Genomic DNA, 11,684 nt, shown 5'->3' on the forward strand with positions numbered 1-11,684 from the left:
CAAGTCGGTATAGAGATGCTGCTGGTAATGAACAAACTATCTGGGGTTTTAGTGAATGCTCACCCTGATGGTGCGGCAGGGCCGCACCCTACGATTCATCATGGCCCTAGCCTCAACAGAATCGTCAAGATCGAACAGCAAGGTAGCCTGGATGGAGTGAAGCGGAATCCGGGAAGATTGGTGCAGTGTTCTCCCGGATTCCGTTGCACTTCATCCACGCTACGGGTTGCTGTATTCAACGAGTACAGTGAATCGCCGGGGGACAAAACTGAATCGTGATCACTCCCGAAACAAATTCACCTGTAGGGTGCGGCCCTGCCGCACCATGTCCAACTAAAACCAAACCACCTAACAAGTCGGTATAGAGATGCTGCTGGTAATGAACAAACAATCTGGGTTTTTTTACTGAATGCTCACCCTGATGGTGCGGCAGGGCCGCACCCTACGATTCATCATGGCTACGGGTTGCCGTATTCAACGAGGAGAGTGCCTCGCCCGGGGGCGAAACTGAATCGTGATGACTCCCGAAATAAATTGATCTGTAGGGTGCGGCCCTGCCGCACCATCAGGGAGAGAATTCTCCAAAGTTGCAGAAGCCCATAGCAATCACATCTCAGCCTTGAGCCTGCTTCTCGCCATGGTGTCAGCAACCTTCACTGCATAGATCAAACTTCCAAGATCAGCCTGGTCTGTTCCCGCCAGGGGTAGTGCCGTGCCATGATCTACTGATGTGCGGATGATCGGCAGTCCCAAAGTGATGTTGACCGCATGGCCGAAACCGATATGTTTCAGAACAGGTAGGCCCTGGTCGTGGAACATCGCCAGCACAGCATCGGCCTGCTGAAGGTGGATCGGTGTGAACAGCGTATCGGCAGGTAGAGGCCCGATCAGTTGCATGCCCTGACTGTTGAGTTCTGCCAATACAGGTTCGATCACCTCGATCTCCTCCCGTCCAAGATGGCCCTGTTCCCCCGCGTGAGGATTGAGCCCGCATACCAGGATTCGAGGTTGTTTGATTCCAAAGCACTGCTGTAGGTCGTTATGCAGAATGGTGGCGACTCTGCGCAGACGATCTTTGGTGATGGCTTGACTGACATCCTTGAGTGGTAGGTGAGTGGTTGCCAGTGCAACTCGTAGCTCCGGTGTCGCAAGCATCATTACCGGGTGGGCATTGTCACACAAGCCGGAAAGATACTCAGTATGACCGGTAAAAGAGAGACCGGCATCGTTGATCACCCCTTTATGCACCGGGCCGGTAACCATGCCATTGAAATCCCCATTGAGGCAACCTTCGGTAGCGCGCTTCAGGGTTTCAATGACATAGGCTGCATTGTCCGGATTGAGCTTGCCACAGCGCACCTCATTTTGTAGTGACGCCGGCAGATAACGCAGTTGTCCTGGGGGTAGTGGCGAGGGCGGCTGATCTGCTTCAAACGGATGCAGTTTCAGTTCCATTCCCAGGCGTTCCGCCCTCAGCTGCAACAAGTGAGGGTCAGCAATAGCGATAATTTCTGTTTCCGGATAGGGCCGCTGGGCCAGCATGACGCAAATATCCGGTCCTATACCGGCGGGTTCGCCGGGAGTAAGTGCAAGACGTGTGATCAAGGGGTATTCAACTCTTCCAATAGTACTTCAACATAAGCCTCGTCACGCAGGCGACGCAGCCATAGCTCAATAGCCTCTTCCGATTTCTGCTTCTGGATTTCCTGGCGCGCTTTGTTCTTAATAACCTCTTCAGTACTGTCGTGCTGGCGTCGTTCCAGAGGCTGTACGATGTGCCAGCCAAACTGAGATTTAAAGGGCTCACTGATCTGATTCAGCTCCAGGGCATTCATCTGTTCCTCAAATTGAGCAACCAGGTCACCAGGATTTGTCCATCCCAGGTCACCCCCTTTTATAGCCGAAGCCTTATCATCTGAGTGTGACCTGGCCAGGGTTTCGAATAAATCTCCATTGATGATTCGGTCTCTAAGGGTTTCAAGACGCTGACGGGCTTCGTCATCAGAGACGATTTCATTGGTGTTGATCAGAATATGCCGGGCATGAGTCTGATTAATGATCATTTTCTGGCCGCCTTTCACCTCAGCCAGTTTTACAATATGAAAACCTGATGCATTCCGAATCGGTTCGCTGATACTGCCGCTATCCATTTCGTCGACTACGCTGGTGAAGAGGCTGGGTATGCGGGAGGTCTCCACCCATCCGAGGTCACCCCCTTCCAGGGCCTGCCGGCCATCAGAGTATCTTATCGCCAATTCGTTGAAATCAGCACCTTGTGTAAGTTGTTCGTGGATCTCGGATGCCTGCTTCTTGGCTTGCTGGACATCCTGCGGGGAAGCGCCTTCCGGTGTAGCAATAAGGATGTGAAAAAGTCGAACCGCGGTTCGCTGACGGCTGGAACCCATCTCCCGGGCAAGAAAGTTCTTAATATCCTGCTCAGTAATATTGATGCGATTGATCACCTCTTTCTGTTTCAGGCGGTTGATCAGGATGTCTTCCCGCAGCTGCTCTCTGAACAGGGGGAATCTGATGCCATCCGCTTCCAGGGTCTCACGAAGCTGCAGCAGTGTGATTTTGTTGGTTTCAGCGATATTGGAAATGGCCTTGGTCACCGTAGCATCATCCACTCTGAGGCCCAGTCGATCAGCGGCCTGCAGCTGCAGGCGCTTGGCAATCATACGCTCCAGAATCTGCTCCTGAAGAATCTGCATGGGGGGCAGGTTGGTGGGCTTTTGTGTCATTTGCGCCAACATTTCCCGGGTCTTATTGTCGAGTTCGCTCTTCGCGATGACGTCATCATTGACTATCGCCACAATGTAATCCAACTCTTTTACGGCCGAGAGTGAAGCGCTACTGGTGATCAGCAGGCTTAACAGTATAAACAGGGAGACAAGTGGGTATCGTTTAGTCATTAATATCGCTCAGGCTGGAAACCGTAAATAGACTGTTGCAGCTCCTGATCAGCCGATTGGCCAAGTGCACCGAGGCCTCGCAACTCAAGTTGCAACATAAAACGCGTCTCCTCTTCTTCATCTTTATCCTCATTTGCCACATAACGCTGATAGAAGGTTCTGAGTTTCCAGCAGCAGCGGCCACCATACTCGAAACCCACTATTCTATTCATATTCCTTTCATAAAGGTATGAGTGCTTCCATTTTCCGAACAAACTGAGTTTATGGCCAAATGGCCAATAGGCAGAAATATCCAGATCCTCGATAGAATTTCGTTTGAAATTGTAATCAATATTGAACAGCTCTTGCTCATCGGAGTGGTAGCGCAGGGTGAATCGGCCCTTATCGATATTCTCCTCTTCCAGATGAGGATTTCTACGAACACTCAGGGTGGTTTGCCAGGCTCTACCAAAGTGGGCTGCCAATTCAGCCACAACAGCGGACGATGGGTCATCCTCAACCGACCCAGTGAGTTGTACCTCTCTCTCCTCGGAGTAGTAGATCTGACCAATACTGGCACGTAATCGTTCCTGACCATTATCTGCTTGAAACCAGCGGGTAGTCACTCCGAAGGCGATTTGATTGGCATCGCCGAAGCGATCACTTCCGGTAAAACGATTTTCTTTAAACAGATTGGTGAATTTAAGATCCAGGTCGGCGGTATCGAAATCGGGTATAGCTGATTGATCCTCATAAGGGGCATACAGATAGTAGAGTCGGGGTTCCAGTGTCTGGTAGGCTGAATCGCCAAACCAGGAGGTCTCCCGCTCAAAAACCAGTCCGCTGTCGAGGCTGAAGGCGGGTACGAAGTAGTCTGGTTTGGCCTCTTCTGTTGCAGAGTCCCTTTCGAGATCGTAACTGGCGTAATTCAGGCTCACGCTGGGGATCAGGTGTCCCCAGCTGCGCCTTAGCGGCAAGCTGATGCTTGGACGTAGAATCAAGCGTTGACCATTGGTCAGGCTGTCGTGTTTGAAATGGGTATACTCCCCTGTGAAACCGAGTTGAAGTCCAAACGGATTGGAGAAGTTGGAATAACTGGTATGAAACTGAGGCAGGCGGCGATAGGGACGGTTGCTTTCACTCAATGTCTCATCAATGGTCTGGAAGCTCTGTACCCGGCTCAGGAAACGCCAGTCATTGAAGCGATAGCGAATCTCTCCGACCCGTTCTAAATTTCGGGTACTGGTGATGGCCAGTCCTGTACCGAAATCGTCGAGATAGTCACTGTCACTTACCGCATTGGTTTCAATGCGGGTGGTCAAACCACGCATCGGACGACTGGCATGATAAAAGCGCAGTGCCCGCCGCTCCTGGCCATGTTCCGAGCTCTCCAGCTGATCATTGGGTAGAAGCTCGCCACTGATTTCAGTTCGCTGTCTGTCACCCAGATAGCGCAATTCAGCACCCATCATAAGACCCCGCTTACTCATCCAGCGTGGCGTCAGGGTGGCATCATAGTTGGGTGCGAGATTGAAATAGTAGGGGGTCGAGAGTTCACTCCCCAGACGATTGGATGAGCCGACGGAGGGGACAAGAAACCCCGTTTTTCTTCTATCATCCACTGGAAAGGTGAAGTAGGGCAGGTAGAGAATCGGTATCCCCCCCAAACGCAATCGTGCATGTTTGGCGCTTCCCCAGCCCTCGGCCATATCTATCTCCAACTCTGAAGCGGCCAGACTCCAATCATCTCTTCCTGGAGGGCAGGTGGTGTAGGTTACACTCTGATATCTCGACTGCTGCTTGCTGAGAAGATCTATTTTTTCAGCATATCCACGGGCGTTGGCTGTTGTGAGCCTAAATTCCGTATCACTCAACCAGCCACGGTCATTGTCCAGCTCGAGATATCCCTGGTTGGCGCTCATCAACAATCCAGGTTGCTGCAGGTAGAGGTTGCCGAATAGCTCAGCAGCACGACGGCTCTCCCAATAGGTTAAACGATCCGCCTCTGCATAACCGTCGAGACGCCAGAGTTTAACGGCGCCATTTAATTCGCTTTGCCCCCTGTTTTGATCATGAACCATCCAGTCTGCATGAATCTGAATTGGCTCCATAGGCAGGGGTCTTGGGGGAGTGTCAGGGTCATTCAGTTGGTTTTCCGGATCGCAATAGTCCCAGTTGACCCCTTGCTCCAGCCTGGTCGATTCCGCGGCAACCGACAGTGCAGACCAAAGCAGTAGCAGTTGCAATAGATGAGGTTTAAACATTAAGTGGCTTGGGCCTGTGAACACGAATCCAATAGACTCTGCCGGGAGAGAAGCTCCTCTCCAGTCGGGCAGAATCAGCAAATGATAACCTAGTGTGGTGTAACGTATAAACTGTACCAATCAGAGGCCCGTCAATGCCTCAAGACCAGGCGCAGCGCGCAGGCAATGGCAGCGTCCTTGTCAAGCGCAGCAACGCAGGATTGAGGCATTGACGGACCTCCCTTCGGGCGAGACGCTAAGCCGTCATCTGCGTCGTTGCGTGGCTTGGAAAGGGCGCGCCATTCCCGGCGCCACGCGCCTAGCAGCTAACGGCTTAGCGTCTCGCTGATTGGTACAGTTTATACGTTACACCACACGAGCTGGAGAGAAAAACAGCCCCAGGTCGTAATTTTCTTCGTTGATTCGCTGGGGAACCTTTGTTTATGTGGTGTTTCATACAGAGTGACAATATTGGCGCAGGCCTAGTTTTGCACTAGTTCAAAGCCTGGCTATTGATAAATCATCACGCAGAGCGGGATAAATTCGCATAGAATCCACCCACTAAGTTACATGAGGATAACGCTTGACCACTGTTACACGCCGTTTTTTGATGACACTGACCATTCTGATCGTCACTGTCATGGTTGTGGCGCTACTGATTGCCACGCGACCTGAAGCAAATGTGGAGATCAATGAACCTGCAATTACGCGGGTCGAGGTGACCCAGGTCGAACAACGAGACATCCTCCCCGAAGTGACCTATACAGGCGTGCTGCGCCCCCGCCTGACCGCCTCTTTGAGATTCGAAGTCTCTGGAGAACTGCAGGTTCGTCATGTCGAACCAGGTTTTCAAGTGGAAACGGGGGGGCTGTTACTGCAATTGAAAGATGCCGACTATAGGGATGCGCTGATTGAGGCGGAGTCGCAATTGAGTGAGACCCAGGCTACGTTGAAGCGTGACCGTACCCTGCTTGAACTTGCAAGAGAGAATCGCGGTTTGGCTGAGCGGGAATATGAACGACTCGAAAAACTGGGTAAGGGCTCTCTGGCCTCGGTTTCAACCCGCGAAAGTTCTCGTCAGCAGCTGATCAATCTTCAGAGTGAAGAGGCTCGCCTCTCTTTCAGTCTGGAGAGCAGTTTGGCGCGTATGGAGCGGCAAAAGGCAGCCATCAGCCGTGCACAGCGGAATCTTGACCGTACCTCTCTACGGGCGCCATTCTCAGGTCGGGTCAATCGGGTGATGGTGGAGGCAGGAGACTATATATCCGCCAACACGCTGGTAGTGGAGTTGATCGATACCAGCACCCTCGAGCTGCAGGTGGCTGTCAGCAGCGATGTGGTGTCTGCGCTCACCCTTGGCCAGAAGCTGGAAGTCGATGTCGATGGTCAGACGGTTGAGGGTGAACTGGTTGCTTTGCAATACGATCCAGATACCCAGACACACACCTACCCGTTGCGTATACAGATCCAGGAGGAGGGGTTGATTCCTGGGCAGTTGGGTCAGGTCAGGCTACCGCTACGCCCACGAAAGAGTGCGATGATCGTTCCGGCATCCGCGCTATTGCGTGAGGAAGGTAAATATTATCTCTTTCTGGTGCAGAATAAGCGTTTGGTACGGCAATCGGTCACGCCTGGAATACGCCATGGAAATTTACAGATTGTATTGGGTGGTGTGGAGCCGGAAGCACTACTGGTGGCGCGAGATGTTGATGTGTTGAGCCATGACATCGAAGTTCAGATTGAAGATCAAAGGCTCTCCAGTGATTGATTTTTCGATCCGTAATCCACTATTGGTAAACCTGTTTCTGGTCATCATTCTGATGTCTGGCTTGATCTCCTGGTATGCCATGCCACAAGAGATGTTTCCTGTAGTGGAGCAGGATAAGGTCAGTATAAAAACCTTTTTTGAAGGCGCTTCTCCAGAAGAGGTTGAACGGCAGATTACGCTACCCATAGAACAGGAGCTGGATGGCCTGGCAGATATCGATGTGATCAGCTCTACCAGTAACGAGGGTGGCTCGAATATTCTCATCGATTTGAAGAGTGGATCTGATGTAGATAATTTCATGCGTAAAGTCCGTACTGCACTCGATCAGGTTGATGACCTGCCCGAAGAGGCGGAAGAGCCGGAACTGGCCAGACTCGAGACCCGCTTCCCGGTGATCTCAGTGAGTTTGTATGGAGAGATCTCCCGCAGTGAACTCTATCTCATTGCTGAAGAGATCAAAGAGGAGTTGATACAGATTCCTGGCGCCGCCTCGGTCGGGGTTGCTGGCGACAGAGACTGGGAGATCTGGGTGGTTGTCGATCCTCAGGTGCTGGCTGCCAGAAGTGTCTCCCTTAACCAGGTCTCGCAGGCTCTGCGTAACAATCTGAGAGATCTGCCTGGCGGTACTTTAAATGCAACGGGGGGCGATATTCGACTGCGGGGTATGGGCGTGCCCCCTGATCCGCAACAGATGTCCACTATCGTATTGCGTAATAACGAAATGGGTGGGCAGTTACGACTCGGAGATATAGCCAAAGTCCAGCTTAGACATGAAGAGGCATTGACCCTGGGCCGCTTTAACGGCAAGTCTTCGGTTAATCTGACCATCAGTAAAACCAGCCAGGCCAGCACTATCGAAGTGGCGAAGTTGGTGCGGAAGTATGTTCAGGATCGTCAGCAAACCCTTCCTGTCGGGGTTAAGTTAGGTTTGTTCAGTGATCTTTCTGTGTATGTCAAAAATCGTCTTGAGACGGTTAAGTCATCCGGGATAGTCGGCCTGGCCCTGGTTCTGCTGGCACTCTATCTGATGCTTAACTTTCGTGTGGCATTCATCACTGCTCTGGGAATCCCGGTCTCATTTCTGGTGGCAGTGATTGCGCTCTATATGCTCGGCTATAGCATTAATATGGTCTCACTGTTTGCGTTTCTTATCGCCCTTGGACTGATTGTCGATGATGCGATCATTGTCAGTGAAAATGTCTATCGTCATTTAGAGTTGGGAGAGTCTCCGGCAAATGCGGCTACCTTGGGTACGAGCGAGGTCTACTGGCCTGTGGTTGCCTCGACTTCAACCACCATTGCGGCATTCATGCCGATGTTTGCCATTGGTGGCACCATGGGCGCGTTTATATCGGTAATCCCGGTTGTGGTGAGCGCATCACTGTTAGGATCACTGTTGGAGGCATTTGGTGTACTACCCTCTCATGCCAAAGAGATGCTGCGCAAAGCAAGAACTCGAAAGGCTGGAAGAATTGACTGGTCTGCATTAAATCGCCGCTATACCAAACTACTACGCACCTGTTTGGATTATCGATATCCAGTGGCGATGTTGAGCATTGGTGTATTGGTTATTGTGGTTACCTTTGCGGCCACACGAATTCCTTTTCTTCTATTCGGTCATGTGGATGTTGGGCAGTTCTTCGTCAACATAGAGGCGCCCAGTACTTACAGTATCGATGACTCCTCCCGACTGGCAGAAAAACTTGAGAAGACCCTCATGCAGACTTTGGGCGATGACGAGTTGGATACTCTGCTGACCAATGTGGGGGTAACGTTTATCGACTTTCATCGGGTGAAGATGGGCAGTCGCTATATTCAGTTGATCGTCGATCTGAAAAAACAGAAACCCCAGGGCTTTATCGAACAGTGGATATCGCCAGTAGTCAGCTTGAAGTTTAGCTGGGAAGGTAGTCGTGAACGCAGCTCCGCAGAGGTTATTGATGAGGTGCGTAGTGCCCTGCAGCAGATACCGGGTATTCAGCGGATGTCTGTACTGCGTGCCCAGGGAGGGCCGGCTGGTGCTGATGTTGAAGTGGGTATTTTAGGCGAGTCAGTCGATGAAATCAGTCGCTCTGCTGAATTGATACGCGGTTTCATACAACGACTGCCGGGTGTATCGGATGCGCGTCAGGATATGGATCCGGGAAAACTTGAGTATCGTTATGAACTGAATGAGCGTGGGCGACGGTTAGGACTCTCTCAAACGCAATTGGCCGATGCGGTGCGTACCGGCTTTCTGGGGCTCAAACTCTCTTATGTCAGTTGGCAGGACAAGCGAATTCCAGTTCGGCTGATTTACAATGATGAGATTCGTCACGATGCCGGTGCTTTGACCCGTTTACCCATTACATTGGATGATGACCGTACCGTCTATCTGGGAGATGTGGCGGATATTCAGGAGGCCAGGGGGTACAACGCAATCAGTCGGCGAAATCTAAATCGTTTGGCCACGGTAACCGCCGAAGTGGATGCAAAGATCACCACTCCAAATCAGGTTCTTGAGCAGATTAAAACCGAGTTTTCAAAATTGCCGGACGGGCAGCGGATGATTTTTCTTGGAGAAAAGAAAAAGGCTCAAGAGTCAATGGCTGGTATGAAACGGGCTGCGATAATTGCTCTGGCAGTTATCTTTTTTATTCTTGCTGCACTATTTAAGTCACTGCTTGATCCATTGGTGGTTATGTTTGCCATACCATTTGGCGCTATTGGTGTAATACTTGGTCATTGGATATTTGGTTACCATTTACAATTTCTCTCATTGGTAGGGTTTCTGGCATTGACCGGTATTGTGGTCAATGACTCTTTGATACTTATTGATTTTGCAAAGCGTCTAAGGCGTGAAGGTTGGGAACGAAAAGCGGCCCTTGTAGAAGCTGGTCGAGTACGTATTCGTCCCATTCTCTTGACCACGGCAACCACATTCCTTGGTATATCTCCATTAATATTCTTTGCTACAGGACAGACCGCGTTTCTCTCACCTATGGCTGTAAGCCTGGGATTTGGTTTAGTGTTTGCAACAGTGCTGATTCTGCTGGCGCTGCCATGTTTCTATCTGATTGCGGATGATATGCGCAGTCGAGTATTAAAACAGCAGGAGAACCCTCCAGTGGATGACTATATCTCAGAAAGCCCCTAGTGGTTGTGTCACCGTTTTATAGATTGTCAGGTTTAGAAGTAGAAGAGAGAGACACTACCCCACCCTTGTGTGAATCTTTTTGGTGCTATTATTTCGCCCTCCCTAATCAGCTTTTCCTCTGCTTCTCGCCCGTTTTAAAACGGAATTTCAAGAAGCACATTCGGCTGGGATTTGCGTAGGGTGGGGCCATGCCCCACCACATCAGTTGGCGTAGGGTGGGGCCATGCCCCACCACATCAGTTTAAAAAATAGTATGAAGTTATTGGTGTTTTTCAATCGAGATCTACAATAGCGGTGAATAACTAACCGCATGTTGCAGGGATAGCTCTCTACCCAACACGTGTTACAAGGATTTACTCATTTGAAGATGATCAGGTGACGCAGCTAAAGCTATTGTGTACATTCCTACGGGTTTGAATATCGGTTAACGGCAACTGGAGCTTACATGCCACAACGTATCGAGCAGCTGAAAGATTGGTTGAACACTCTGCCTGGAATGGATAGTTACACATTTGAACCGGCATCGGGTGATGCCAGTTTTCGGCGCTATTTTCGTATCGGCGTAGCAGATAAAAGCTATATCGTAATGGATGCACCGCCAGAAAAAGAGGATACAAAACCATTTATTCAGGTGGCAGAAGCTTTTGAAAGTATTGGTTTGAATGTCCCTCATATCCACGCCAAGAATCTCGAACAGGGTTTTTTACTACTTGAGGATTTAGGTGAAACCCTCTATCTGGATAGCCTGTCGAAGCAGACAGTAGATCGTTTGTATGGCGATGCATTGGGTGCACTTGTCACACTACAGGCCTGTGGCCCAGTTAGCGGTTTGCCTCTATATGATCGAGAATTGTTAATCAGCGAGATGAGCCTGTTCAGTGATTGGTTGATAGAGCGGCATCTGAATTTGACCCTGAGTAGTGACGAACGTCAGTTATTGGAAAAGACCTTCAACGAACTCGCAGATAATGCACTGCAGCAACCTCAGGTTTGTGTCCATCGGGATTACCATTCACGAAACCTGATGGTGACTAAATCCCATAATCCCGGAGTAATCGATTTTCAGGATGCAGTTGTTGGGCCGGTGACCTACGATCTGGTCTCTCTTTTACGTGACTGCTATATCGACTGGTCAAAAGAACAAGTCGAGGATTGGGTAAAGGGCTATTTTGAATTGGCTTGCCAATCGGGTGTTTTAAGCCAAGAGCATGAAGATCAGTTTTTAATCTGGTTTGACCTTATGGGGATTCAACGTCATCTGAAAGCAAGCGGTATCTTTGCCAGACTTAATCAGCGTGACGGAAAGCCGGGCTACCTGCAGGATATACCGAGAACATTGAACTATATCGTTGATGTTGCCAGTCGACACAGATCGATGGCTGATCTTGGTGGTTTTTTGAGTGGACGGGTTCTTCCTGCGTTAAGCAATAGACTCTAAGCAAAGTGCTTTACTGACGCTGTTTGTCAGAGGTTTGTAAGATAAACGCAGCAGCGTATCATTCTCCCTACTGAATAGTGTTTACCAACCACAGATACCCTATTTTAATCAGGTAATTCATGCTGTTAGTTCAGAGTTTGAATTCTTAATATGACGTATCTATCTGTATTCACGAACTATTCTTAGAAAAACACCAGTTTGCTGTTGC

At 50.2% G+C, this 11,684-nt stretch carries 7 protein-coding genes; 4 read left to right on the forward strand and 3 right to left on the reverse strand.

Going from position 1 to position 11,684, the window contains the following annotated elements; translation table 11 throughout:
- The coding region (locus AC4IFB_RS00730; RefSeq protein ID WP_490779087.1) for a hypothetical protein at positions 1-279 on the forward strand (279 nt) is incomplete at its 5' end.
- A gap of 327 nt (positions 280-606) precedes the next feature.
- Here the strand turns inward: AC4IFB_RS00730 and pdxA are convergent.
- The 3 genes from pdxA to AC4IFB_RS00745 are packed head-to-tail and all read right to left on the reverse strand — an operon-like array spanning position 607 to position 5,155.
- Complete coding sequence (gene pdxA, locus AC4IFB_RS00735) at positions 607-1,605, reverse strand: 4-hydroxythreonine-4-phosphate dehydrogenase PdxA (RefSeq protein WP_490779088.1); 999 nt, start codon at positions 1,603-1,605, stop codon at positions 607-609.
- On the reverse strand, positions 1,602-2,912 hold the full coding sequence (locus tag AC4IFB_RS00740) for a peptidylprolyl isomerase (RefSeq protein WP_490775183.1): 1,311 nt from the start codon (positions 2,910-2,912) through the stop codon (positions 1,602-1,604). Before AC4IFB_RS00740 ends, pdxA begins: the two co-directional genes overlap by 4 nt.
- The gene (locus AC4IFB_RS00745) at positions 2,912-5,155 is read right to left on the reverse strand and encodes an LPS-assembly protein LptD (protein ID WP_490779089.1); all 2,244 of its coding nucleotides are present in this window, start codon (positions 5,153-5,155) and stop codon (positions 2,912-2,914) included. Before AC4IFB_RS00745 ends, AC4IFB_RS00740 begins: the two co-directional genes overlap by 1 nt.
- A 562-nt stretch (positions 5,156-5,717) precedes the next feature.
- Between AC4IFB_RS00745 and AC4IFB_RS00750 the strand changes: the two genes are divergently transcribed.
- The 3 genes from AC4IFB_RS00750 to AC4IFB_RS00760 all read left to right on the forward strand — a co-directional run bounded on the left by AC4IFB_RS00750 (position 5,718) and on the right by AC4IFB_RS00760 (position 11,476).
- Complete coding sequence (locus AC4IFB_RS00750; RefSeq protein WP_490779090.1) at positions 5,718-6,902, forward strand: efflux RND transporter periplasmic adaptor subunit; 1,185 nt, start codon at positions 5,718-5,720, stop codon at positions 6,900-6,902.
- The gene (locus tag AC4IFB_RS00755; protein WP_490779091.1) at positions 6,856-10,038 is read left to right on the forward strand and encodes an efflux RND transporter permease subunit; all 3,183 of its coding nucleotides are present in this window, start codon (positions 6,856-6,858) and stop codon (positions 10,036-10,038) included. The genes AC4IFB_RS00750 and AC4IFB_RS00755 overlap by 47 nt, the downstream gene beginning before the upstream one ends.
- A gap of 445 nt (positions 10,039-10,483) precedes the next feature.
- Positions 10,484-11,476: an aminoglycoside phosphotransferase family protein gene (locus AC4IFB_RS00760; protein ID WP_490779092.1), complete on the forward strand. Its 993-nt coding sequence runs from the start codon at positions 10,484-10,486 to the stop codon at positions 11,474-11,476.
- Positions 11,477-11,684: the final 208 nt, after the last annotated feature.

The sequence above is a fragment of the Candidatus Thiodiazotropha sp. AKIB8 genome, assembly GCF_058244675.1.